Below are 22,406 nucleotides of genomic sequence, written 5' to 3'. Positions count from 1 at the left end.
GTCTTCGAGGTTGACGACTTGTTGCGTCGATGTAGTTCGGGGCTATAGCTCAGGCGGTTAGAGCGCTTCACTGATAATGAAGAGGTCCCAGGTTCAAGTCCTGGTAGCCCCACAACAGCCCCGGGGCCTTAGCTCAGTTGGTAGAGCGCCTGCTTTGCAAGCAGGATGTCAGGAGTTCGAATCTCCTAGGCTCCACAGATGGAGAGAGCGGTCGCCCGAGAGGGCGGCCGTTTCGTCGTTTCCGTGCCGAGACCGTTACGCCGCCGTCGAGGTCGCGTCATGCCCTCGAAACAACCGCCGCCTACCGTGTGAACTGATCGATTCACTTCGAATCGGTCACCCGGCGGTCTCTGCTCCTCGACCGCTTCGCCGGGCTGAGAACGAGTGGAGAACCCCGCATGAGCGTCCGCACCGCAACCCGTCTTTTCACCGTCGCCGCACTCGTCGCCGCGGCGGCGACTCTCGCCGCCTGCAGCGGTGCGTCCGCGCCCTCGGGATCAGACTCCGGCGGGTCCGCAGCATCCGTCGATCATGGCGACCTCACTCTTCAGCTGAGCTGGATCCTGAACGAGGAGTTCGCGGGCGAGTACTTCGCCGACACGAACGGCTACTTCGCCGACGCGGGCTTCTCGACCGTCAACCTGGTGCCCGGTCCGTCGAGCGGCGTCTCGGAGGTCATCAGCGGGGCGGCAGACGTCTCGATCGGGGACGCCGTCGGGGTCGGGGCGGCGATCGCCAGCGAGGGTGCTCCTCTCAAGATCATCGGCACCACATTCCAGCGGAACCCGCTGACGATCCTCTCCCTCACCGACGGCGCCGACATCGCCACCCCCGAAGACATGATCGGCAAGCGCATCGGCGTGCAGGACGCGAACACCTCGTCGTTCCAGGCGCTGCTCGCCGCGAATGACATCGATGCGTCCGAGCTCGAGATCGTGCCCGTGCAGTACGACGCGTCTCCGGTCGTGAACGGCGAAGTGGACGGGATGGTCGCCTTCGTCACGAACCAGTCGGTGATCATCGAGTCCCAGGGGGTGGAGGTGACCGACCTGCTCTTCGCCGACAATGGGCTGCCGTTCGTCGCCGAGAGCTTCGTGACGACCGATGATGCGATCACGAACGACCGTGAGCGGTTGAAGGCCTTCCTCGTCGCCGAGATCCGCGGATGGACGGACGCCGTCAACGACCCCGCCGAGGGAGCGCGGCTCGCGGTCGAGCAGTACGGCGTCGACCTCGGGCTCGACCTCGACACGGCCATGGCCGGTGCAGTCGCTCAGGCCGAACTGCTCGTCGTCTCGGATGAGACCGAGGAGAACGGCCTGCTCACGATCTCCGATGCCCTGCAGTCCGAGACCATCGGCAGCCTCGCGCGCTCGGGCATCGCACTCGAGGCCGGTGACCTCTTCGACATGACCCTGCTCGCCGAGGTCTACGCCGAGAACCCCGACCTCATCGCCTACGCCGGTTGATCCGATCGTCGTCTACCCCGGGAGCCTCATGAACGTCCCCTCTCCGACCCGAGACCTGCGCGCGCTGCCGAAAGGGCACCTGCACCTGCACCTCGAGGCCGCCATCCGTCCAGAGACCCTCGCCGACTTCGCACGGGAGGTCGGAGTCGCGACGCCGCCGACGCGCGGCTATGACGACTTCACCGGCTTCGTGGAGATGTACGGGGGCGTCGCGTCGGTCATCGGTGACGAGACCCGCTTGGCGCGGCTCGTCGACGAGGCGATGGCGGATGCTGCCGACGACGGCGCGGTCTACGTGGAGTTCGGCGTCAGCCCCCACGCGTATGTCGACCTGTTCGGGTCGATCGGCACCGCCCTCGACCGACACGCGGAACTGACGGCCGAGGCAGGCGCACGGCACGGGGTCGCCGTCGGGCTGATGGTCACCGTCGACCGGACACTCGGCCACGACCTGGCCGTCGAGGTCGCGCGGGCGGCCGCCTCCCGCGCCGGCACGGGTGTCGTTTCGCTCGGCCTCGCGAACGAGGAGCGCGGCTTCCCGGCGCGCGACTTCGCCGAGCCGTTCGCGATCGCGAAGGCCGCGGGCCTGCAATCCACCCCGCACGCGGGTGAGCTCGTCGGTCCGGAGTCCGTCTGGGAGGCCCTCGACGCGCTCCACGCAGATCGCATCCTCCACGGCGTCCGTTCCATCGAAGACCCGCGGTTGATCACGGTGCTGGCCGAGCGCGGCATCCCGCTCGACGTGTGCCCGACGTCGAACCTGTTGCTGCACGTGGTCTCCGACCTCGCGCAGCATCCTCTCCCCTCCCTCCTCGCCGCCGGGGTCCGCTGTTCCATCAACGCCGACGACCCCGTGCTGTTCGGACCGGGCATCCTCGAGGACTACGACATCGCGCGTCGTGAGGTCGGGCTCACCGACGAACAGCTCGCCGCGTGCGCCTGGACGTCGATCGAGACGACGCTGGCACCTGACGACGTGAAGAAGAAGGCGAAGGACGGCATAGACGCATGGATCGGATCGACGGAGGTGGCACGATGAGCCTGCATTTCGGAGTCTTCGAGGTCTACGGACCGCAGGTGGGGGGAACCCTCAGCTGGCCGCACCCCCTCAGCGACTCGATCGACTTCGCCGACTCCCAGCACTGGGTAGACATCGCGCAGATCATGGATCGGACCGGGTACGACTTCCTCTTCTTCGCCGACGGCTTCGGTTATCCGATCCTCGGTGACGACATCGCCCTCGGAGCAGTCGAGCGCGGGATCAACTTCTCGGGCTACGACCCCGCGGGGCTCGTCCCGATCCTGATGCGTGAGACCACCGGCCTTGGGTTCGTGATCACGGCGAACACCGGGGTCGACCATCCCGTGCAGCTGGCCCGGCGGTTCTCCACCCTCGATGCGATCTCGAACGGACGGTTCGGCTGGAACGTCGTGACCGGCTCCTCGCAGAACGCCGTCGCCGAACTCTTCGGGCACACCGAGATGGTGCCGCACGACGTGCGCTACGCGATCGCGGCGGAGTACGTCGAGCTCGCGAAGAAGTACTGGGAGGAGTCGTGGTCGGATGACGCTCTCGTCGCCGACCCGGTGCGCGGGATCTACGCGGACCGCACGGGGATCACGCGGGTGACCTACGACGGGGAGCACTACCGCAGCGACGGATACTTCGGGGCGCCCCCGACGCGGCAGCGGACGCCCGTCATCTTCCAGGCGGGGACGTCGCCGGCCGGGCGCGCTTTCGCGGCGACCCACGCCGAGTGCGTCTTCGTGCAGGCCACCGTCCCCGCGCACACCGCCCGCAACGTGGCGCACATCCGGGAGGTCGCTGCGGAGCAGGGTCGCGAAGACCCGCGGATCATGTCCGGACTCACCGTCGTGGTCGCCGAGACATCGCAGGAGGCGCACCGCCTGGCCGCGGAGTTCGACGCCATGCAGACCGACGACGTCGTCGCGACCCTCTACGCCGGCAATACGGGTATCGACCTCCTGGCACTCGACCCCGAGCGCACCCTTCACCAGGTGCTCGAGGCCGGCGGCCCGGTGGGGCAGATGGGTACGAGCAACATCGAGCGGTTCCTCGGCTCGAACGGCGCACCCGCGCCGACCGTCCGGGAGATCATCGACGACCTGAAAGGGAAGGGAACCCGGGGCTTCCGCATCGTCGGCGACCCGCACAAGGTAGCCGACGGCATCGAGGCATTGGCGGCCGAGACCGGGCTCGACGGCTTCCTCATCGAGCCCGTCTTCGGCACCCGAGACATCGCCGCATTCGGAGAGCTCGTGCTTCCGATCCTGCGCGAGCGCGGACGGCTGGCCGACCGTGTCGATGGCGAAACGCTGCGCGAGCGGATGCGTCGGTGAACTCAGACTCCTGAGACCGCGGAGCGTGCTCCGCCACCGAACATCGCGGTGACCGCACGGTCGTGGGCATCGTCGAGTTCGGCGACGTCGGTGCCCTCGAGGAGCATGAACTGCAGCCCACGCCAGAGGGCGAGCAGCTGGGTGGCCTGGCGCCGGGCCGCAACGGGCTCACGTCCGTGCATGACGAAGAGAGCGGTGAGACCGGCCGGCCATTCGGACCCGACCGCGGCGATCTGCTTCTTGTTGTCGGCGGGCTCGCGCACGGCGATGGAGAACGACTCGAACAACAGCGCGACATAGGCCCGGTGCTCTTCCGCACGGATGGTGCGCCAGCCGTAGGCGATGCGCTCCTCCAGTCCGCCGTCGCCGTCTTGCAAGGCGCTCATCAGGCCGTGCAGACCCGGGAACCGTTGATAGGCCGTCTGGATGGCGGCGGTGAAGAGCTCGTCCTTCGAGCCGAAGTAGTACAGCAGCATCCGATTGTTCGACCCGATGTCCTTCGCCAGTCGCGAGAGGGAGACACCGCTGATTCCATGCCGCAGCATGTAGTCGGCCGCGAGCGCGAGGAGCCGGGCGGCTTCGGGCGTTCGGGGAGCCATCACACTCGCCAGCTTACGAGCCTGAGTAGTCTGGGTCGGATGGATACCAGGGTCGCCGCATACGCTGTCGTCGTCGACGCCGACGATCGGATGCTGCTCGCACACTGGAACGAGGGTCGCCGCGCGGCGTGGACGCTCCCCGGCGGAGGGCTCGAACCGGGCGAAGACCCCGAGCACGCCGTGCGCCGCGAGGTGCGTGAAGAGACCGGCTACCGGGTCTCGGTCGACGGCCTGCTGGGCATTCATTCGCGCGTGATCCCGGCGTCGAGCCGGCTGACGGCCGATGCCCCCGGTCCGCTGCACACGCTGCGGATCGTGTATCGCGCGCACATCGTGGGCGGGCGCCTGCGCAACGAGCTCGACGGTTCCACCGATCGCGCAGCATGGTTCGCCCTACCGGACGTGCGTCACCTGCAGAAGGTCAAGCTCGTCGAGATCGCGCTCAAGATGGCCGGTCGCTAGGACGCCGGAAGTTCGCCGGAGATGTCGGCGACGGTCGCGCCATACGCCTCGATGAGAGCGTCGGCGTCGACGAACAGACTGAACCCGTGGGCACCGGCTCCCATGGCGATCCGGGTGCCCACGATGCGCTCATCGGCGAAGATCGGCCAATCGGTGGAGCTGCCGATGGGAACGATCGTTCCGCGCTCGTAACCGGTCGCCGCGAGGGCGATCTCCGGCTCCGGCAGGCGGAGTTTGTTGACACCGACGACCGCACGCAGCTTCGGCCAGGAGATAGCGCGATCCCCGGGCACGAGGGCGAACAGGAAAGTGTCGTCCGACCGTTTCACGACGAGGGTCTTGACGATGTCAGCGGGACGGATCCCCAGGAGCGCGGCGGCATCGACGAGGCTGTGAGCCGCGGGGCGCTCTCGCACCTCGATGTCGAGCCCTCGCTCGGCGGCGGCTGAGCGCACGCGCTCCGTGGGATCCGGCGTCACGCGTCGGGGGCGCGCAGCGGGTCGTCGGCCACCCACAGCTCGTCGTCGGCGCGCAGCGTCTGCCACGCGGCATAGGCCACGCCCACGGCGGCGGCGACGCCGAGGATGATGGCGATCACGCCACCGGCGCTGATGCCGTCGTGGCGGGGCTGAACGGAGAGCTTCTTCGAGAGCTTCCGCGTCGCCTTCTTGCCGTACTTGTCGGCGCGCTTGGCGTACTTCTTCGCGTCGGGGAGCTCGAGACCGCGGCCCTTGGCGATGCGGTCACGGGTGTCGTGTGCGGCGTCCCACACCGACAGCGCGGATCCGACGACGGCGCCGGCGGCCGGCACGACCTTGTCGGACAGCACGTGCTTGGAGTAGTCGACGCTGCGGTCGACATAGGGAGCGGCGTACTTCTGGTACGAGTCCTGCACGGTGGGTACGACCTGCTCGCGGCCGAAGTAACCCAACTGGCGTCCGGCTTCACGCGCGACGTGCGCGCTCTCCCCGACGAGGACCTGCTGCGATTCCCACAGCTTCGATGCCTGATCCTGAAGCTTGCGGAGTTGCTTTTTGCGCTTACGGCTGAGGCTCACGATGATGCCCTCCCGGATAGATGGGACGTATGCACCCATACTGCCAGAAGCGGGCTTCTCCGGGCGGAGGGGCTTGCTTATAACTCTGCGAGAATGTACCCATGCCTATCCACAGCGCGGTTGCGACCATCCACACCAACCACGGCGACATCGTCGTGAACCTCTTCGGAGACCAGGCACCCCGCACGGTGCAGAACTTCGTGGGACTCTCCGACGGGTCACAGGCGTGGACCGACCCGGCCACCGGCAAGCCCGGCGAAGGCGCGCTCTACTCCGATGTGATCTTCCACCGCATCATCCCCAACTTCATGATCCAGGGCGGCGACCCGCTCGGACAGGGCATCGGCGGCCCGGGGTACAACTTCGACGACGAGATCAGCCCCGAGCTCGACTTCGCCGCTCCCTACAAGCTCGCGATGGCCAACGCCGGCCTGCGCCGGAACGCCATCACCGGCAAGGCCGAGGGAACCAACGGCTCGCAGTTCTTCATCACGACCGACCCGACCCCGTGGCTTCAGGGCAAGCACACCATCTTCGGCGAGGTCGCCGACGACTCCTCGAAGGCCGTCGTCGACGCGATCGCCGCGGTGCCGACCGGCGCCGGCGACCGGCCGGTCGAGCCCGTCGTGATCTCGTCGATCGACGTCGTCTCCGTCTGATCGCACACCGGTGACTACGGACGAGTTCCGTCGCAACCGCGACAACTTCTGCTACCGGCACCCCGACCGGCAGAGCTTCGTGCTCTGCCAGCGGTGCATGCGCACGATCTGCCCCGAATGCCAGACGCAGGGTGCTGTCGGGGTGATCTGCCCCGAGTGCATGGCGGAGCAGCGGAAGGCGCGGACTCCCGTGCAGCGGAAGGCCGAGCGTCGCTGGGCGCGGAGGCCGCAGGCCCTCGCCGCCGTGTCGAGCGGACGCCCCGTGGTCACCCTCGCGATCATCGCGATCACCGCGCTGTTCTACATCCTGACGCTCATCCCGGGCTACGGTCCGGTGATCCAGTCGATGCTGGTGTTCAACAGCGGGTTCGTCTCGCCCGGATACCCCTTCCAGCCGTGGCGGGTGCTCACCGCGGCGCTCGCGCACGCGAGCTTCCTGCACCTGGCCCTCAACATGTTCACGCTCTGGATCCTCGGCCGGAGTCTGGAACCGCTGCTGGGTAAGGGGCGTTTCCTCGCGCTCTACCTGATCAGTGCGCTGGGCGGCTCTGTAGCCGTGACACTGCTCGCGCCGCTGACCAGTGTCGTCGGCGCTTCGGGAGCCATCTTCGGGCTGTTCGGTGCGCTGCTCGTCATCGGGCGCCACATCGGGGCCGACATCCGCGTGATCGCGGTGCTGATCGGCATCAACTTCGCGTTCCCGTTCGTGCTCGCCCTGATCAACTCGATCGGTTCGGGGTCCTTCGTCGCGGCACTGAACGCCGTCGGCATCTCCTGGCAGGCGCACCTCGGCGGCCTGGTGGTCGGAGCACTGGTCGGATTCGTCTACGCGAGAACGCGAGCAGCCAAACAGCGACCCTTGCAGATCGGGGCGCTCGTCGCCGTCAGCGTCGTGCTCGTCGGTCTCCTCGCCGTGCCGTCATTGGTCGGCTGAGAAGTTATCCACAGTTTCATCCACACCTGGGGATGAATCACACCGGTGTAATTCGGTGTGTCAGCGCCAGCGGGTCGTCATGAGGAACCCGATGAACGCGATTCCGAAGCCGATGACGAGGTTCCATGCGCCGATCCCTGGGATCGGGTACTGCATGTTGCTCAGGTAGAAGAAGAGAACCCAGACCAGCCCGACGAGCATGAGCCCGATCATGACGGGCTTGAACCACACCGGATTCGGTGCGGCTTCGCTCTCACTGCGCTCGGCGATCGGGTCTTCGCCACTCGTGGTTCGTGCCATGCCGTCAGTCTAACTCCACGGTGCCATTCATCCCGGTGTGGGAGAATCCCTGCGTGCAGACCCTTGAAGACGCCCCACCGGCCACGCGCCGCGAGCGTCGCGCGACGCCGCCTCCGAAGCGCCGTCGTCGGGTCTCGGTCATCGGTGTCATCGGCGAACTGCTGATGACCGCCGGGGTGATCATCTTCCTCTACGTCGCGTGGCAGATGTGGATCGGTGACGTGATCACCGGCGCGCAGGCGAATGCGGCCAGCCAAGAGCTCTCTCAGAGCTGGGCGCAGGAGTACGACCCGGCCCCCCCGATCGCCGATCCGTCGGCGCCGGAGGCGGAGCCCGCCACGGCCGAACCGCCGATCCTGCCGCAGCCGGCCGACGCCGAGACATTCGCCGTGATGTACATCCCCCGCTTCGGCGCGGACTACTCCCGCGAGATCGCCGGCGGAACCACCCGTGCTCGCACGCTCGACACCGACCGCATCGGGCACTACACGGATGCCGCCATGCCGGGCGAGGTCGGCAACTTCGCCGTCGCCGCGCACCGTACGACGTACGGCGCGCCGTTCAACCGCCTCGCGGAGCTGCACGTCGGCGACGCGATCGTGATCGAGACGCAGGCGGGGTGGTACACCTACCGCTTTCGCACCCTGCAGTACGTGAAGCCCACCGAGGTCGACGTGCTGCTCGACGTGCCGCAGGCTCCCGACGTGCCGACCGGTGAGCGATACATCACGCTGACCAGCTGCAGCCCGATGTTCTCGCTCGCCGAGCGCATCGTCGGATACGGGCTCTTCGAATCCTTCACCCCGAGGGCGGACGGCACACCGCCCGCCTCACTCACGGAAGCGGTGGTCTGATGTACGGCGCATTGTGGCGGGTGCTGCCCGGGCCGTGGTTCGTGCGGTTGTTCATCCTCCTGATCCTGATCGCTGCGGCGCTGTACGGGCTCTTCTTCTACGCGTTCCCGTGGGTGAGCTCGTTCGTCAATCCGCAGGATCCCACCTTCGGGTGAGCGCGCTGCGCGTCCTCGTCGTCGACAACCACGACAGTTTCGTCCACACCCTCGTCGACTACCTGGCCGAACTGGGTGCGATCGTCACGATGGTCGAGGCCGACGCGATCGATCCGGCGGTGGAGCTCTCGCACCACGATGCGGTGCTGGTCTCTCCGGGGCCGGGTGATCCTGCCGATGCCGGCGCGTCGATCGCCGTCGTCGCGGAAGCCGCCGAACGCCGCCTGCCGCTGCTCGGCGTGTGCCTCGGGCATCAGGCGATCGGTGCCGCTTACGGCGGACGGGTCGTCCACGCCCCCGAGCTCATGCACGGGATGACCTCCGACGTGCGGCACGACGACAGCATCCTGTTCGCCGGACTCCCCGACCCGTTCACCGCGACGAGGTATCACTCCCTCGCCGTCGACGAGGTCTCGCTCCCGAGCGAGATCGTCGTGACCGCTCGCACCGAGTCGGGTGTCGTGATGGCCCTCGCCCACCGCACCCTGCCGATGTGGGGCGTGCAGTTCCACCCCGAGAGCATCCTCACCGAGGGCGGACACCGCCTGCTCGGCAACTGGCTGGAAGCAGCCGGCAGCCCGGGGGCCGCGGAGCGAGGGCGGATGCTGCGACCGCGTCGTTCCGACTCCGCTCAGCGGGAAGTCAGCCGGAGCAGCTGATCAGCACGATCTCCGAACGCACCGGCACCTCGCCCGGAGCGAGCGACTGCGTGCGCACGGTCGGCGGGTTCGTCGTCGGGCAACCGGGGTCCTGCTCGGTCAGGACCGTCAGACCGATGTCGGCGCTCTCGAGCAGACGGGTCGCCGCGTCGACCGTGTAGCCCGTGTAGTCGACGATCACCACGCGGCCGCTGGCTACGACGAGGTTGACCGTGCTGCCGACTCCGACCTTCGCGCCGGCGACCTGGTCGGCCTCGAGCACCGTGCCCGCCGCCGCTCCGGGGTCATTGCGCTGCGTGATCGTGCCGATCGTGAGTCCGGCCTCGGCGAGAGCGCCGCGCGCCGCGTCTTCGGAGATTCCCTCGAGAGTCGGGACGGTCGAGGTGGCTTCGCCCTGTGAGACGTAGACCGTGATCAACTGCTGCGGGCTGACGGACTCCCCCGACCCGGGGTCGGTGCGGATGACGTTGCCCTCCGTCACGGAGTCGCTCGGTTCGTTCACGCGGGACGCGCGCAGATCGTTCTCGGCGAGCACGTCTTCGGCTCGGTCGTACGCCATGTCGGCGATGTCGGGCACGACACGGGCGTTGCTCGGAACCTCGTCGGCCGGCCGGATGGAGAGCACCCAGAAGAGCACCGAGACGAGGAGCACCGCGAGCAGCGCGACACCCGCCCACACCCACGCGACCGGAGGACCGGCCTGGGTGCGACGCATCGTGGTGTCGGTGCTGAGCTGCCGGAGCGACCTGGCCGTCTCCGCGGCCTGTCGCGGGTTCGGTCCGTACAGCTCGCTCGTCAGTGCGCCGAGCTGTCGTTTCGTGGGGGCCTTGCCGCCGACCGCGGCGTCGAGCGCCTCGCGGAAGGCCGCCGCATCCGGGTATCGCTGGAAGGGGTCCTTCGCCAGTGCCCGGAGCACCACGGCGTCGAGACCGCGGGGCACCGACTCGTTCAGCTCGGACGGTGGCACCGGGGTCTCGCTGACGTGCTGGTAGGCGACGGCCACCGGGGTGTCGCCACGGAAGGGCGGGCGCCCGGTGAGCAGCTCGTACAGCACGACGCCCGCCGAGTAGAGGTCGGCGCGGGCGTCGACCGGCTCACCCTTCGCCTGCTCGGGGGAGAAGTAGGCGGCCGTGCCGATGATCGCGGTCGTCTCGGCGACGGTCGACGACGAGTCGGACACGGCGCGGGCGATGCCGAAGTCCATGACCTTGACCTCGCCCCGGCCGGCTTCGGTGGTGGACCCGGCGCTGTGCTCTTCGGAGGCGTCGGTGATCATGACGTTGCCGGGCTTGATGTCTCGATGCACGACGCCGGCGCGGTGCGAGTACTCGAGCGCCTCGAGGATGCCGTCGACGTAGCGGAGGGCGTCTGCGGTCGACACCGGCCCCTCATCGATGACGTCTTTCAGCAGCGAGCCGTGGACGAGCTCCATCACGATGTACGGCACGGGTCGCGCCTGACCGTCGGCGCCGACCTCGGTGGCCTCGCCCGCATCGAAGACGCGCACGATCGTCGGGTGCGCCATGCGCGAGGCCGCCTGGGCCTCGAGGCGGAACCGCGTGCGGAACGCCGCGTTCTCGGCGAGCTCGCGCTTGAGGATCTTGATCGCGACCGCGCGTCCGAGGGTCAGGTCGTATCCGCGATAGACCGTCGCCATCCCGCCGCGACCGATGAGGTCGTCGACGCGATAGCGCCCCGAGAGGACGCGCGGTTCCGAGGTCACGGAGTGGAGCTCGTGGTCGGGCTCGGAGTGTTGGCCGCGGCGATCGGCGCGTTGGCCTCCGCCGACGATCCCGAGGTGCGCTCCGTGTTGCTTCCCGTGCAGGTGACCGTGTAGCTGACCGTGAGCGTCTCACCGGGCGCGTTGGCGACCTCGATCTGCGCGTTCCGGTCGTTCGGACCGAAGACGGCGGTCGACTGTCCGTTGGTCGCGAACACACCGTTGATCGCGGTGAGCGTGTAGGCGCTGACGGTCGGCGTGCCGGCCGGGCAGCTGTAGCCGGTCCAGTTCGCGGTCGCCGTGCTCGACGGGGTCACCGACGCCGGCAGCGTGGGGTTGCCCGGGGTCGGCATGGGGGTCTGCTCGGCGTAGGTGGTGACCGTGATCGTCGCGCCCTCGGCGACGCCGCCGGTCGGGTTCACCGAGTAGACGACGCCGACCTGGTCTTCGCTGGTCGCGGCGTTGCCCGGCTGGCAGTTGGCGACGAGGCCGGCATCTTCGAGGATTCCTCGCGCCGCGTCGCACGTCTGTCCGACGAGGCCCAGGGAGCTCACGTCGACCCGCGTCTCGGAGGGGGACGGGGTCGGCGACGAACTGGACTGACTCGGACTCGGCGAACGAGGCGGGGTCGCGGAAGAATTGGACGGATCGGGCGCGGGGTCGTTGTTGACGACCATCGCGAAGATCGTGCCGCCGATGACGAGCACGAGCAGCACGATGAGCGCGACCAGCGGCCACGTCCACGGGCTGCGCTTCTTCTTCGGCTCGTCGGTCAACGTGTCGTCAGCCACGTCGACGACCGCGGGCGCCGCCATCAGACGCGTCGCCGCGGAGGTATCGGACCCCGGGGTGAGCAGCTGCGTGAGCTCGTCCGCGCCGGCGGCCCCCGCGATGGCGGGAACGGCGGCGGTGGCCGCGGTGAGATCACCGCGACGCAGGGCGGATGCTGCGCGGGCGACCGCTGCGGCGGATGCCGGGCGCTCCTCCGGCTTCTTCGCGATCATCGCCATGACGAGGTTCTGCACCGGCACGGCGACGGTCGGCGGAAGCGGTGCCGGCGTCTCGTTGATCTGCGCCATCGCGATCGCGACCTGCGACTCACCCGTGAACGGGCGCTTGCCGGCGAGGGCCTCGTACGCCACGATGCCGAGCGAGTAGATGTCGGTCGCGGGCGACGCCGCGTGACCCGAGGCCTGCTCGGGCGAGAGGTACTGCACGGTGCCCATGACCTGGCCGGTCGCCGTCAGCGGCACCTGGTCGGCGATGCGGGCGATGCCGAAGTCGGTGATCTTCACGCGACCGTCGGGGGTGATGAGGAGGTTGCCCGGCTTGATGTCGCGGTGGACGAGACCCGCCGCGTGGGCGGCCTGGAGTGCCGACGCCGTCTGCGCGACGATGTCGAGGGTCTTGTCGGTGGAGAGGGAGCCCTCGCGCTCGATGATGGTGGACAGGGCTTCGCCCGGCACCAGTTCCATCACCAGGAAGGCGCTGCCGTCCTCCTCGCCGTAGTCGAAGACGCTCGCGATGCCCTCGTGGTTGACGAGTGCGGCGTGACGGGCCTCGGCGCGGAAGCGCTCGAGGAATCCCGGGTCGCCCATGTACTCGTCTTTGAGGATCTTGATCGCGACCGTACGGCCGATGACGTGGTCGGTGGCTTCCCAGACCTCGCCCATCCCGCCGATAGCGATCCGCGAGTCCAGTTCGTAGCGTCCTCCGAAGGTCGCACCCTGTGTTGGTCTCATCTTCCCAGCACCGCCTCCATGACCTTCTTCGCAATCGGTGCTGCGAGGGTGTTCCCGCTGCCCGACTGTCCCTTACCGCCGCCGTCTTCGACGACTACCGCTACCGCGACCTGGGGGTCGTCTGCGGGGGCGAATCCGGTGAACCACAGCGTGTACGGCGAGTTGTCGCCGTTCTCCGCGGTGCCGGTTTTTCCGCCGACCTCGACCCCGTCTATTCTTGCACCGGACGCCGCGCCGTCACTGACATTGGCGACCATCATGGCCACCATCTCATCCGCGAGAGCCTCGTCCAGAGCACGGCCGTACTCGCTGTCGGTGGCCGTTTCCTGCACCGACAGATCGGGCGCGATGACCGAGTCGATCATGCGGGGGTTCATCACCAGCCCGCCGTTCGCGATGCCCGCCGAGACCATCGCCATCTGCAGCGGGGTGGCGCGCACATCCCCCTGGCCGTAGCCGGAGAGCGCGGTGCGGGCGTCGTTCTCGAGGCGCGGGTACGCCGATGCCGTCGAGGTGAGCGGGATCTCGAACGCCGAGTTGAATCCGTACTTCTCGGCCTCGGTGCGGATGGCGTCCTGACCGAGCTCGACGGCGAGCTCCGCGAACGGGATGTTGCAGCTCAGGCGGAGAGCATCGGCGATCGTGACGGTGTCGCCGCCGCCGCACGCGCCGCTGCCGGCGTTGCTGATCGAGGTCGACGTGCCCGGGAGGGTGTAGCTCGACACGTTGGGCAGCGTCGACTGGGGCGTCCATTCGCCGCTGGCGAGGGCGGCCGAGGCGACGACAAGCTTGAACGTCGAACCGGGCGGGTTCAGGTTGCCGCCGATCGCGCGGTTGAACAGCGGATTGCTGGGGTCTGCCTGCAGCGATGCGTCGGCCGCGTTCACGGCGGCGACGTCGTGGGATGCCAGTGCGTTCGTGTCGAAGCTCGGGCTGGTGACCATCGCGAGGATGCGTCCGGTGCTCGGTTCGATCGCGACGACGGCGCCCTGGAGATCACCCAGAGCGTCATAGGCCGCGCGCTGCACCTCGCCGTCGAGCGAGAGCACGATGTTCGATCCGCGGGCCGCCTGCCCGGTGACGATCTGGTCGATCCGCTGCAGGAACTGCTCGGGGGCGGTGCCGCTGAGGGCCCTGTTCTCGGTCTGCTCGAGACCCGTGCGCGAGTCGAGCACGGGGTTCAGGTAGCCGGTGACCGGTGCCCACATGTCGGCGTCCACGTAGAGGCGCTGCCAGCGGTACACGTCGTCGGCGGGAACGGACGAGGCGATCGCGGTGCCGTCGACGATGATCGATCCTCGCTGCACCTCGTAGGAGTCGTATCGCGCGCGGGTGTTCTGGGGGTTCTCGGCGAGGGATCCGGACTGGACCACCTGGATCACGCTCGTGGAGGCGAACAGCGCGATGAACATGAGGAGCATCACGATGCTCAGACGGCGGAGCTCTTTCGTCATCGGGTCGTGCCTCCCCTCGTCGTTCGGTGCGTGGTCATGGTGGGTTGCACGCTCATCCGATGACCACCCGGGGGCGGCTGCGCACAGCATCCGAGATCCTGAGCAGGATCGCGACGATCAGCCAGTTCGCGATCAGTGAGGATCCGCCGGCCGCGAGGAAGGGCGTCGTCAAGCCGGTGAGCGGAATGAGCCGGGTCACGCCGCCGACCATGATGAACACCTGCAGCGCGATCGTGAACGACAGACCCACCGCGAGCAGCTTGCCGAAGTCGTCTTGACCGGCGACGCCGATGCGGATGCCGCGGCTGGCGAACACCATGTAGAGCGCGAGGATCGCGAAGACGCCGACGAGGCCGAGCTCTTCGCCGAGGCTCGGGAAGATGTAGTCGCTCTCCGCGACGGGGGTGAGGTAGGGGCGGCCCTGCCCCAGACCGGTGCCGATGAGACCGCCCTGAGCGAGGCCGAAGATACCCTGCACGAGCTGGAAGCTTCCTCCGACGCGGTCGATGATCTCGGTGTCGAACGCGTTCAGCCAGTTGGCGAACCGCCACCCCACGTAAGTGAGCACCTGGGAGGCGAGCACGGCTCCTGCCACGGCGAGGGTCACACCGATCACGACCCAGCTCGTCTTGCCCGTGGCGACGTAGAGCATGGCGACGAACATGCCGAAGATCAGCAGTCCCGTGCCGAGGTCGCGCTGCAGCACGATGATGCCGAGCGAGATGAACCAGATCACCAGGAGGGGGCCGAGCTCGCGCGCGCGGGGCCAGGTCATCCAGAGGAAGCGCGTGCCGACGGAGGTCAGGCTCTCGCGCGTTCGAACGAGGTAGCCGGCGAAGAAGATCGCGAGGGCGATCTTTCCGAGCTCGCCCGGCTGGAACTGGAAGAGGCCGCCGACCGAGATCCACACGCTGGCGTTGGCGCCGGCGAGACCGAGCCCGGGGATGAAGGGGAGCATCAGAAGCGCGATGCCGGCGAAGCCGAAGACGTAGGTGTAGCGGAAGAGCACGCGATAGTTGCGCAGCAGCAGCACGATCGCGAGGGCCCCGGCGGTGGCGATGGCCGCCCAGACGAGCTGCCGGGCTGAGAAGGCGTCCCAGCCGAGCCGGTCGTTCGCGATGTCGAGACGGTAGATCTCGGCGATCCCGAGGCCGGTGAGCAGCGTCGCGATCGGAAGGACGAACGGGTCGGCGGCGCGCGCGCGCAACCGCAGCACGATGTGCAGAGAGATCGCCAGAGCCGCGGGGATGCCCGCGTAGTAGAAGATCTGGGGGTTCAGGGTGCCCGAGGTGCCGAGCTCGACGAGCGCGACGGCGCCCGCGACGATCACAAGAGCGAAGACGAGCAGTCCGAGTTCGCGGTTGCGCTGCGTCTGCGGCACGCGCAGGCGCCGCAGCGCCTTCATGACCGTGGTGTCGGTCGTGGGCTTGCCGTCGGTGGCCGTGGTCATCATCCCCCCACCCCCGAGGTCTCGCGCAGTCGCGCGACGATCAGCTGCGCATCCGACAGCGAGCGCGCCGAGATGGTTCCCTCGACGGTCGCTCGGTCGAAGTCGGGCAGGTCGGCCAGGGGGATCTGCGTGTCCTCGTACGGGGTCGAGAGCGTGATCGGGCCGATGGACTGCTGGATGCCGCGGTAGACGACGACGGTGTCGTCGTCGGCGCCGACGAAGTAGCGCGTCTGCGTCCAGTTGTAGGCGAGCACCAGACCGACCACGATCGCCGCGACGACGAGCGCGAACCCGACGAACCAGCCGACGCGTCGCAGGCGGGCGCGACGGCGGTCTTCTTCGATGAGCTCCTCGAGGAACTCGGCGGCGGGCTCGAAGTGGGTGGGCTCGTTCGCGGCCTGACGGTTGGGGTGCAGCCATCCGCTGCGCCCGACCCGGGCGGCCGGCACCTCGATGCCGCTGGGGTTCGACGCGGAGCCGACGATCGTCGGGGTTCCGATGAACACCGGATGCTGTCCGCCGACGTCGACCAGGACGATCGTGACGTTGTCGGGGGCGCCGCCGTCGAGCGCCTGCCGCAGGAGGAGGTCGGCGGTGCGCCCGGGCGCGAGCCCCCCGGCCATCGCCTTGGCGGTGTGGGAGTCGTCGACGACACCCGACAGGCCGTCGGAGCAGAGCAGCCAGCGGTCGCCCGGCTGCGTCGGCATGATGAACGTGTCGACCTCGGGATCGGGGTCCATGTCGCCGAGCACGCGCATGAGCACCGAGCGTCGCGGGTGGTATCGCGCTTCCTCGGGGGTGATGCGTCCCGAGTCGACGAGTCGCTGCACGAACGTGTGGTCGGCGGTGATCTGGGTGAGCGCGTCGTCGCGGTAGAGGTAGATGCGCGAGTCGCCGATGTGGCCGATGACCGCGTAGTCGTCGACCATGATCAGGGCGCTCACCGTGGTTCCCATGCCCGAGAGCTCCGGTCGCTGCGCGACCGTGTCGATCAGGGCGACGGCAGTGTCGGCGATGCTGTCGCGCAGCGCGCGCTCGGCCTCGGCGGTGGAGGTGTAGGGCCGGTCGAGCTCGGCGAGGCGCGCGATCGCGAGGCTCGACGCGACATCGCCGCCGGCGTGGCCGCCCATGCCGTCGGCGACGACGAAGAGGTTCGACCCGGCGTATGCGGAGTCCTGGTTGTTGGACCGCACCTTGCCGGTGTGCGAGATCGCCGCGCTCGAGCCCTGGAAGACCATCGTGAGGAGTCCGCCGCTTACTTCCGGAGTTCGAACGTCGTCGCGCCGACCTTGATGGGCGCGCCGACATCGATCGCCACCGGCGACGAGACGCGTGAGCCCGCGTGCCAGCTGCCGTTCGTGGAGTCGAGGTCTTGCAGCATCCACTGCTCGCCCCACAGCACGAGGCGTGCGTGGTGGCTCGAGGTGTAGTCGTCGCGGATGACGAGGCCCGATTCGCTCGATCGTCCGATCGTCAGAGGCTCGGTGCCGAGCGGAAGCTCGAGGCCGGCCTTGGGGCCGCTGGTGATCACGATGCGCGAGACGGTCGCGGTGGTCGCCTTGCCGGTGGGTGCCGCCGAAGCGCGGGGCGCGGCGTTGACGATCTCGGTCTTGTCGCTCGGGCGGCCGGGTGCGATCGGTGCCGACGGCGCAGCCGCAGCGGGTGCCGGCTCGGGCATCTTGCGCACCTTGACGCCGAAGAGGTCGGCGCGCAGCGAATAGACGACGGCGAACACGAAGAACCACAGCAGAACGAGGAACCCGATCTGCAGCAGGAGGTAGGTGAGGTCGGTGACCATCAGCGCGAGTCTCCTCGTCGAGTGTCGAAGGCGCGCGTCGCATCGGGAACCGGCGGTCGCGGCGGCGTCGATGCCTCGGCGACGATGCGGAACACGATGTTCGTGCGGCCGATGGTGACGGTGGCGTCAGGGGGGAGCGGCGCTTCGGAGACCTTGCGGCCCTGCAGCTGCGTTCCGTTCGTCGACCCGAGGTCGCGCACCATGGCGCGCTCGCCGTCCCACAGGATCTCGACGTGCTTGCGGCTGGTTCCCGCGTCGGGGATGGTGATGTCGGCATCGCTCCCGCGGCCGATGACCGTGCGCGCCGCCACCAGGGGGTGCCTCTTGCCGTCGATGTCGACGACCGCGCGCCACGAGACGTTGCCGACGCTGGCGGTCTGCGACTCGACGCGGAGCGTTCCGGTCGACAGGCTCGCATCGCGCTCGATCGTGATGCTCACCGGCCCGGCGAACGAATAGCCCTGCGTGCGCGCGTGCTTCTTCACGAGGCCGTCGAGCTCTTCGACGAGGGTCGGCCCGAGGGCGCGCATCTTCTCGTCATCGGCGGCGGAGAGCCGCACGAGGAACGTGTTGGGAGCGAGGATGCGGTCGCGGCTGACGACGGCGGCCTGCTTGTCGAGTTCGCTGCGCAGCGCAGAGGCGATCTCCACGGGCTGGATGCCACTGCGGAAGGTCTTCGCGAACGCACCGTTGACGGCACGTTCGAGACCCTTCTCGAAACTGTCGAGTAGCCCCACGAGACTCCTTCAGGCAGGCAGATGGTGGCTACATCGTAGTTGCCGCGGCTGGATGCCCCGTGGACGCGCGTCATTCTGCGTGTGTGGAGGGTGCTCAGTGGTGTCGCCGAGCGCCGCACCGCTGCGAGATGTCGTTCAGGGCCGGGGCTCGTGACGCAGCATCCTCGGTCTCGTGCACCTCCTCGATTCGGCAGGGCCCGGCGCGTGATATTCTCGGGAAGTTGAGTGCGCGGTGTCTCGGATGCTGCGCCTCGCGCGAGTGGCGGAATAGGTAGACGCGCTGGCTTCAGGTGCCAGTGCCCGCAAGGGCGTGGGGGTTCAAGTCCCCCCTCGCGCACAGACGACGTTCTGAGGAGACTCGAACGTTCTAGTGACGAAAATGGCCCGAGGTTTCTGCAGACCTCGGGCCTTTGTCGTTCCCGTTCTGTACCCCTGGCCGTTGGCGTGCGAGGACATCTAGCCGATTGGCTGAGCGCCTGCTCCCGAGGGCTGCCTCAGGCGGGGGTGACTCAGCTATGCGTCGGGTCTGGGAGGCTTGCGTCCGTCTCGGCCAGGTTGGCCAGCAGCTGTAACCGGTCCTGGGAGGGCGATCCGGGTTCGGCGCTGAACACCAGCATCTGCAGTCCCCGGTCGGACGCGAGGTCCATCCCTTGGTAGGTCAGATCGAGGTCGCCGACCACAGGGTGGTGGATGCTTTTCAGGCCGGTGCGATGCTCTCGGACGTCGTGCGCTCCCCACAATCGGCGGAACAGATCGCTCCGAGTGGACAACTCGCCGACGAGGTCGCTGAGGTTTCGGTCGTAGGGGGATCGGCCGGCTTCGGCGCGAAGTATCGCGACGATCTGACGGGTGTTGCCTTCCCAGTCCTGGTAGAACGTTCGGGCTTTCGGGTCGAGGAACACGAACCGTGCGGCGTTGGCGGGAGGTCGAGGAGTGTCGAGCATCTCCGAGAACAGTGCCCGACCCAGTCGGTTCGCGGCCACGAAGTCCAGTCGACCGTTCTGCACGAACACGGGCACCGTCGACATCGCGTCGATGGTCTGCTGCATCCCCGCCGTGAGCTGGGTCTTCGGAGGAGACTTCCGGCGCTGCGGGTGAGCGCCGGCGCTCACAGTTCGGACGAGCTCGGAGAGGTGGGCATGTTCGGCTCCGTCGAGCTGGAGAGCCCGGCTGACACCGTCGATGACCGCTTCGGAGACGCCGGTCGCGTTGCCCCGCTCGAGGCGTTTGTAGTACTCGGCACTCATCCCTGCCAGGAGCGCGACCTCCTCACGTCGCAGGCCCGGGACGCGTCGACGCCCACCGAAGTCGGGGAGCCCGGCTTGGGTGGGGGTGAGCTTCGCTCGCCGTGAGGTGAGGAACTCGCTCAGGTCGTCGTGGCTCTCCATGTCATCGAAATTACGCCGACTTCTCGCGTTCAGGGGGTCCCCCTCGGTGCACCCATAGTCGGGGCCACGCTAAAAATCGCGCGAGCACGTTGACTCGAATCATCAGCCGCCCGGGACCGGGTCGGCGACGAACTTCGAGAAAGGCAAGACCATGAGCAGCAACGTCTGGTTCATCACCGGAGCAGGCCGCGGCCTCGGTATCGACATCGCACGATCCGCCCTCGCTGCCGGCCACAGCGTCGTCGCCACTGGTCGCGACGCGGCACGCGTGAAGAATGCCATCGGGTCCCACGAGAACCTGCTCACCGTCGCCCTGGACATCACCGACCCCACCGCGGCAGAGACCGCCGCCGCCGCCGCGGCCGAGCACTTCGGACGCATCGACGTTCTCGTCAACAACGCCGGCAACTTCTATGCCGGTTACTTCGAGAACACCAGCCCGGCCCAGGTCCGCGCCCAGATGGAGACCAACTTCTTCGGCCCCCTCAACGTCACCCGCGCCGTCCTCCCCGTCATGCGTAAGCAGCGCTCCGGCCAGGTCATCACCGTCACCTCGGCCGCCGGTCTGATGGGCCAGGAATTCGTCGCCGCTTACGCCGCATCGAAGTTCGCCCTCGAGGGATGGATGGAATCGCTGCGCTACGACGTAGAGCGCTTCGGCATCAAGACCATGGCTGTGGAGCCCGGATTCTTCCGCACCGAACTCCTGGTCGAGGGCGCCTCCACCATCTGGCCCGAACTCGACATCGACGACTACGCCGAACTCACCGCCCAGACCATCGAAGCGTGGAAGAGCATGAACGGCCTCCAGGGCGGCGACCCCAAGAAGCTCGCCGAAGCGCTCGTCACCCTTTCAGACGCCGGCGACCTGCCCCTGCGGTTCCTCGCCGGCGCCGACGTGATGGAGAACGTCGAAAAGAACCTCGCCACCATCCAGGGCCAGATCGACGCACACCGCGACCTGTCGGCGTCGCTCGGGTTCGCCGAGTAGCCCTCACCATCGTCCCGCCGCCTGACCCTCCTGGGGTGGCGGGATGTTCTCGCCCGCCAGCACCGCAGAAAGAAGGACAGCACTATGAAGAACGCGCACCTCGGCGATCTCACCGTCTCCCGCATCGGCCTCGGCGCGATGACGATGGCCGGCACCTACACCACTGGTGGCAGCCTCGACGATGACGAGTCGATCCGGACTATCCACCGCGCCCTCGACCTCGGGGTCACCCACATCGACACCGCCGAGATCTACGGCCCGTTCCACAGCGAGGAAGTCGTCGGACGCGCTATCGCCGGACGCCGCGACCGGGTTGTCCTCGCCACGAAGTTCGGGCTCATCTCCCACGGCAACGGTGAGGGCCGCAGCATCGACAGCAGCGCCTCCAACGTGAAGACCGCCGTCGAAGGGTCCCTCCGGCGCCTCGGAACCGACCACATCGACCTCTACTACCAACACCGCGTCGACAAGAACACTCCCATCGAGGAAACCGCCGGCGCCGTGGCGGACCTCATCAAGGAAGGCAAGGTCCGCCACTTCGGTCTCTCCGAAGCATCCCCGCAGACCATCCGCCGCGCCCACGCCGTTCACCCGGTCGCCGCGCTGCAGACCGAATACTCCCTATGGACCCGTGACGTCGAATCAGAGATCCTCCCGCTCCTTCGCGAACTGGGCATCGGATTCGTGCCCTACTCGCCGCTAGGACACGGGCTCCTCACTGGCCAGCTGCGCTCCGCTGCCGACATCCCCGACGGCGACTGGCGGAGAACCAACCCCCGATTCACCGCCGAGAACTTCGACCGCAACCTCCGCATCGTCGAAGCAGTGAAAACCATCGGCGCAGAGATCGGGGCGACCCCCGCGCAGACGGCGCTGGCATGGATACTCACCCGCGGTAACGACATCGCCCCGATCCCCGGCACCCGCCGTGTCGCACGGGTCGAGGAGAACACCTCCGCCGACGCCATCGAACTCAGCGCGCAACAGATCGACCGTCTCAATGCCCTCGAGCCGGCGGCCGGCGACCGCCACGACGAAGCCAATTTCGCCTCCATCGACCGTTGAGTAACCCCTCATGACCGCGTCGCGATAGCGACGGGTCTGCTCACGCCTCACACGCCGCACGAGATGGAATGGCGGCCGCGCGCTCCGTCAGTCCAGGCTGCTCGCGATGAGGCGAACTGCGGCGTCGGGGTCGTCGACGTCGACCACGAGCTTCTCGAACTCGTTGTCGCGCAGGATGACGACGATCGCCTTGGCGTGGTCGTCGACCGCCCAGAACGATCTCTCGTCGTCGTCGAGATGAGTGCCGGGGGATGCCCGGACCCCTTCTACCCGAAAGAAGGGGTCCGGGTCACGCACAACTCCCACGATGTGCGCGAGCGGGATTCTGAGCTCCCGCTCCTGAGAGAGGATCCGCTCGGCGCCTTCGATCCGCACGACGAGAGAGTCGTCGATAACGGTCAGGTCGGCCATGCTTCTCCTCGAGGGCCCTGGTGCGCCACCCCACGTGAACCCACCACGGACGTTGACGAGCTCGGACCTCGGGCTGGAGGTCCGAGCTCGATAAACGGGCCGAGGTCCGCAGTCACGACTCCGTCCACCACGCACGTTAGG

24 protein-coding genes and 3 tRNA genes are annotated in these 22,406 nt (G+C 68.1%); 14 read left to right on the top strand and 13 right to left on the bottom strand.

What is annotated here, in order from left to right; all coding sequences use genetic code 11:
• Positions 1 to 38: 38 nt before the first annotated feature.
• The 5 genes from FVP77_RS11760 (at position 39) to FVP77_RS11740 (ending at position 3,830) form a co-directional block, all read left to right on the top strand.
• Positions 39 to 112 (top strand) — tRNA-Ile (locus FVP77_RS11760).
• Between the two features lie 10 nt (positions 113 to 122).
• Positions 123 to 195, top strand: a tRNA-Ala gene (locus FVP77_RS11755).
• A gap of 203 nt (positions 196 to 398) precedes the next feature.
• Positions 399 to 1,469 (top strand): ABC transporter substrate-binding protein, encoded by a 1,071-nt coding sequence (locus FVP77_RS11750; RefSeq protein WP_147894794.1) that lies wholly within the window; start codon positions 399 to 401, stop codon positions 1,467 to 1,469.
• A gap of 28 nt (positions 1,470 to 1,497) precedes the next feature.
• Positions 1,498 to 2,508: an adenosine deaminase gene (add, locus tag FVP77_RS11745; protein WP_147894793.1), complete on the top strand. Its 1,011-nt coding sequence runs from the start codon at positions 1,498 to 1,500 to the stop codon at positions 2,506 to 2,508.
• Positions 2,505 to 3,830: an NtaA/DmoA family FMN-dependent monooxygenase gene (locus tag FVP77_RS11740; protein ID WP_187266919.1), complete on the top strand. Its 1,326-nt coding sequence runs from the start codon at positions 2,505 to 2,507 to the stop codon at positions 3,828 to 3,830. Before add ends, FVP77_RS11740 begins: the two co-directional genes overlap by 4 nt.
• A 2-nt stretch (positions 3,831 to 3,832) precedes the next feature.
• Here FVP77_RS11740 and FVP77_RS11735 read toward each other — a convergent pair whose 3' ends face one another.
• Positions 3,833 to 4,429 carry a TetR family transcriptional regulator gene (locus FVP77_RS11735; protein WP_246134149.1) on the bottom strand — a complete coding sequence of 199 codons (597 nt, stop codon included), beginning with the start codon at positions 4,427 to 4,429 and terminating at the stop codon, positions 3,833 to 3,835.
• A 39-nt stretch (positions 4,430 to 4,468) separates the two neighbouring features.
• On the opposite strand from FVP77_RS11735, the gene FVP77_RS11730 reads away from it, so the two are divergent.
• Positions 4,469 to 4,891 carry an NUDIX hydrolase gene (locus tag FVP77_RS11730; RefSeq protein ID WP_147894790.1) on the top strand — a complete coding sequence of 141 codons (423 nt, stop codon included), beginning with the start codon at positions 4,469 to 4,471 and terminating at the stop codon, positions 4,889 to 4,891.
• On the opposite strand, the gene FVP77_RS11725 is transcribed toward FVP77_RS11730, so the two are convergent.
• Entirely contained in the window at positions 4,888 to 5,370 is a 483-nt protein-coding gene (locus FVP77_RS11725) for an aminoacyl-tRNA deacylase (protein WP_246134091.1), read from the bottom strand. The two genes, FVP77_RS11730 and FVP77_RS11725, sit on opposite strands and share 4 nt — an antisense overlap.
• On the bottom strand, positions 5,367 to 5,948 hold the full coding sequence (locus FVP77_RS11720; RefSeq protein WP_147894789.1) for a DNA helicase: 582 nt from the start codon (positions 5,946 to 5,948) through the stop codon (positions 5,367 to 5,369). The genes FVP77_RS11725 and FVP77_RS11720 overlap by 4 nt, the downstream gene beginning before the upstream one ends.
• Before the next feature lie 101 nt (positions 5,949 to 6,049).
• Here FVP77_RS11720 and FVP77_RS11715 point away from each other — a divergent pair, with 101 nt between their 5' ends.
• Together FVP77_RS11715 and FVP77_RS11710 are read left to right on the top strand one after the other, a co-directional pair.
• Entirely contained in the window at positions 6,050 to 6,607 is a 558-nt protein-coding gene (locus FVP77_RS11715) for a peptidylprolyl isomerase (protein WP_147894788.1), read from the top strand.
• A 10-nt stretch (positions 6,608 to 6,617) separates the two neighbouring features.
• The gene (locus tag FVP77_RS11710; protein ID WP_147894787.1) at positions 6,618 to 7,541 is read left to right on the top strand and encodes a rhomboid family intramembrane serine protease; all 924 of its coding nucleotides are present in this window, start codon (positions 6,618 to 6,620) and stop codon (positions 7,539 to 7,541) included.
• 60 nt (positions 7,542 to 7,601) lie between these two features.
• On the opposite strand, the gene FVP77_RS11705 is transcribed toward FVP77_RS11710, so the two are convergent.
• On the bottom strand, positions 7,602 to 7,841 hold the full coding sequence (locus FVP77_RS11705; RefSeq protein ID WP_121150989.1) for a cell division protein CrgA: 240 nt from the start codon (positions 7,839 to 7,841) through the stop codon (positions 7,602 to 7,604).
• Positions 7,842 to 7,894: 53 nt separating this feature from the next.
• Here FVP77_RS11705 and FVP77_RS11700 point away from each other — a divergent pair, with 53 nt between their 5' ends.
• From FVP77_RS11700 to FVP77_RS11695, 3 genes are read left to right on the top strand one after another with little or no spacing between them, the layout of a single operon-like run.
• The gene (locus FVP77_RS11700) at positions 7,895 to 8,695 is read left to right on the top strand and encodes a class E sortase (protein ID WP_246134090.1); all 801 of its coding nucleotides are present in this window, start codon (positions 7,895 to 7,897) and stop codon (positions 8,693 to 8,695) included.
• Entirely contained in the window at positions 8,695 to 8,850 is a 156-nt protein-coding gene (locus tag FVP77_RS16850) for a hypothetical protein (protein WP_187266918.1), read from the top strand. Before FVP77_RS11700 ends, FVP77_RS16850 begins: the two co-directional genes overlap by 1 nt.
• Positions 8,847 to 9,509, top strand: a complete 663-nt coding sequence (locus FVP77_RS11695) for an anthranilate synthase component II (protein WP_147894786.1) — start codon at positions 8,847 to 8,849, stop codon at positions 9,507 to 9,509. The genes FVP77_RS16850 and FVP77_RS11695 overlap by 4 nt, the downstream gene beginning before the upstream one ends.
• On the opposite strand, the gene pknB is transcribed toward FVP77_RS11695, so the two are convergent.
• Genes pknB through FVP77_RS11660 form a run of 7 tightly spaced genes read right to left on the bottom strand, consistent with a single transcriptional unit; the run spans position 9,493 to position 18,410 of the window.
• Positions 9,493 to 11,232 (bottom strand): Stk1 family PASTA domain-containing Ser/Thr kinase, encoded by a 1,740-nt coding sequence (gene pknB, locus FVP77_RS11690; protein ID WP_147894785.1) that lies wholly within the window; start codon positions 11,230 to 11,232, stop codon positions 9,493 to 9,495. The genes FVP77_RS11695 and pknB overlap by 17 nt on opposite strands.
• The gene (locus FVP77_RS11685; RefSeq protein WP_147894784.1) at positions 11,229 to 12,971 is read right to left on the bottom strand and encodes a serine/threonine protein kinase; all 1,743 of its coding nucleotides are present in this window, start codon (positions 12,969 to 12,971) and stop codon (positions 11,229 to 11,231) included. The genes pknB and FVP77_RS11685 overlap by 4 nt, the downstream gene beginning before the upstream one ends.
• Positions 12,968 to 14,425: a peptidoglycan D,D-transpeptidase FtsI family protein gene (locus FVP77_RS11680; RefSeq protein WP_147894783.1), complete on the bottom strand. Its 1,458-nt coding sequence runs from the start codon at positions 14,423 to 14,425 to the stop codon at positions 12,968 to 12,970. The genes FVP77_RS11685 and FVP77_RS11680 overlap by 4 nt, the downstream gene beginning before the upstream one ends.
• A 52-nt stretch (positions 14,426 to 14,477) precedes the next feature.
• Positions 14,478 to 15,875: an FtsW/RodA/SpoVE family cell cycle protein gene (locus FVP77_RS11675; RefSeq protein ID WP_147895645.1), complete on the bottom strand. Its 1,398-nt coding sequence runs from the start codon at positions 15,873 to 15,875 to the stop codon at positions 14,478 to 14,480.
• The gene (locus FVP77_RS11670; protein ID WP_147894782.1) at positions 15,875 to 17,113 is read right to left on the bottom strand and encodes a PP2C family protein-serine/threonine phosphatase; all 1,239 of its coding nucleotides are present in this window, start codon (positions 17,111 to 17,113) and stop codon (positions 15,875 to 15,877) included. The genes FVP77_RS11675 and FVP77_RS11670 overlap by 1 nt, the downstream gene beginning before the upstream one ends.
• A gap of 17 nt (positions 17,114 to 17,130) precedes the next feature.
• Complete coding sequence (locus FVP77_RS11665; protein ID WP_147894781.1) at positions 17,131 to 17,673, bottom strand: FHA domain-containing protein FhaB/FipA; 543 nt, start codon at positions 17,671 to 17,673, stop codon at positions 17,131 to 17,133.
• A complete protein-coding gene (locus FVP77_RS11660) occupies positions 17,673 to 18,410 on the bottom strand; it encodes an FHA domain-containing protein (protein WP_147894780.1) in 738 nt (245 codons plus the stop codon). Before FVP77_RS11660 ends, FVP77_RS11665 begins: the two co-directional genes overlap by 1 nt.
• 253 nt (positions 18,411 to 18,663) lie before the next feature.
• On the opposite strand from FVP77_RS11660, the gene FVP77_RS11655 reads away from it, so the two are divergent.
• Positions 18,664 to 18,747, top strand: a tRNA-Leu gene (locus tag FVP77_RS11655).
• Positions 18,748 to 18,919: 172 nt separating this feature from the next.
• Here FVP77_RS11655 and FVP77_RS11650 read toward each other — a convergent pair.
• Positions 18,920 to 19,798 carry a helix-turn-helix transcriptional regulator gene (locus FVP77_RS11650; protein ID WP_147894779.1) on the bottom strand — a complete coding sequence of 293 codons (879 nt, stop codon included), beginning with the start codon at positions 19,796 to 19,798 and terminating at the stop codon, positions 18,920 to 18,922.
• Positions 19,799 to 19,949: 151 nt separating this feature from the next.
• On the opposite strand from FVP77_RS11650, the gene FVP77_RS11645 reads away from it, so the two are divergent.
• Positions 19,950 to 20,789 carry an SDR family NAD(P)-dependent oxidoreductase gene (locus FVP77_RS11645; protein ID WP_147894778.1) on the top strand — a complete coding sequence of 280 codons (840 nt, stop codon included), beginning with the start codon at positions 19,950 to 19,952 and terminating at the stop codon, positions 20,787 to 20,789.
• Between the two features lie 84 nt (positions 20,790 to 20,873).
• Entirely contained in the window at positions 20,874 to 21,854 is a 981-nt protein-coding gene (locus FVP77_RS11640; protein ID WP_147894777.1) for an aldo/keto reductase, read from the top strand.
• An 87-nt stretch (positions 21,855 to 21,941) separates the two neighbouring features.
• Here FVP77_RS11640 and FVP77_RS11635 read toward each other — a convergent pair whose 3' ends face one another.
• Positions 21,942 to 22,265, bottom strand: a complete 324-nt coding sequence (locus tag FVP77_RS11635) for a hypothetical protein (RefSeq protein WP_147894776.1) — start codon at positions 22,263 to 22,265, stop codon at positions 21,942 to 21,944.
• Between the last annotated feature and the right edge of the window lie 141 nt (positions 22,266 to 22,406).

The organism is Microbacterium hatanonis (genome assembly GCF_008017415.1).
GTDB lineage: Bacteria > Actinomycetota > Actinomycetes > Actinomycetales > Microbacteriaceae > Microbacterium > Microbacterium hatanonis.
Note: the sequence above shows the minus strand (reverse complement) of the source record. Positions and strands in the feature narration are given on the sequence as shown.

Bases quoted from the DNA above. Each gene is read 5' to 3' on its own strand.
- FVP77_RS11680 (WP_147894783.1), bottom strand. From the start codon at position 14,425: ATGACGAAAGAGCTCCGCCGTCTGAGCATCGTGATGCTCCTCATGTTC.
- FVP77_RS11740 (WP_187266919.1), top strand. From the start codon at position 2,505: ATGAGCCTGCATTTCGGAGTCTTCGAGGTCTACGGACCGCAGGTGGGG.
- FVP77_RS11685 (WP_147894784.1), bottom strand. From the start codon at position 12,971: ATGAGACCAACACAGGGTGCGACCTTCGGAGGACGCTACGAACTGGAC.
- FVP77_RS11715 (WP_147894788.1), top strand. From the start codon at position 6,050: ATGCCTATCCACAGCGCGGTTGCGACCATCCACACCAACCACGGCGAC.
- FVP77_RS11705 (WP_121150989.1), bottom strand. From the start codon at position 7,841: ATGGCACGAACCACGAGTGGCGAAGACCCGATCGCCGAGCGCAGTGAG.
- FVP77_RS11730 (WP_147894790.1), top strand. From the start codon at position 4,469: ATGGATACCAGGGTCGCCGCATACGCTGTCGTCGTCGACGCCGACGAT.
- FVP77_RS16850 (WP_187266918.1), top strand. From the start codon at position 8,695: ATGTACGGCGCATTGTGGCGGGTGCTGCCCGGGCCGTGGTTCGTGCGG.
- FVP77_RS11640 (WP_147894777.1), top strand. From the start codon at position 20,874: ATGAAGAACGCGCACCTCGGCGATCTCACCGTCTCCCGCATCGGCCTC.
- FVP77_RS11675 (WP_147895645.1), bottom strand. From the start codon at position 15,875: ATGACCACGGCCACCGACGGCAAGCCCACGACCGACACCACGGTCATG.
- FVP77_RS11750 (WP_147894794.1), top strand. From the start codon at position 399: ATGAGCGTCCGCACCGCAACCCGTCTTTTCACCGTCGCCGCACTCGTC.
- FVP77_RS11635 (WP_147894776.1), bottom strand. From the start codon at position 22,265: ATGGCCGACCTGACCGTTATCGACGACTCTCTCGTCGTGCGGATCGAA.
- add (WP_147894793.1), top strand. From the start codon at position 1,498: ATGAACGTCCCCTCTCCGACCCGAGACCTGCGCGCGCTGCCGAAAGGG.
- FVP77_RS11670 (WP_147894782.1), bottom strand. From the start codon at position 17,113: ATGGTCTTCCAGGGCTCGAGCGCGGCGATCTCGCACACCGGCAAGGTG.
- FVP77_RS11665 (WP_147894781.1), bottom strand. From the start codon at position 17,673: ATGGTCACCGACCTCACCTACCTCCTGCTGCAGATCGGGTTCCTCGTT.
- FVP77_RS11645 (WP_147894778.1), top strand. From the start codon at position 19,950: ATGAGCAGCAACGTCTGGTTCATCACCGGAGCAGGCCGCGGCCTCGGT.
- FVP77_RS11735 (WP_246134149.1), bottom strand. From the start codon at position 4,429: ATGGCTCCCCGAACGCCCGAAGCCGCCCGGCTCCTCGCGCTCGCGGCC.
- FVP77_RS11650 (WP_147894779.1), bottom strand. From the start codon at position 19,798: ATGGAGAGCCACGACGACCTGAGCGAGTTCCTCACCTCACGGCGAGCG.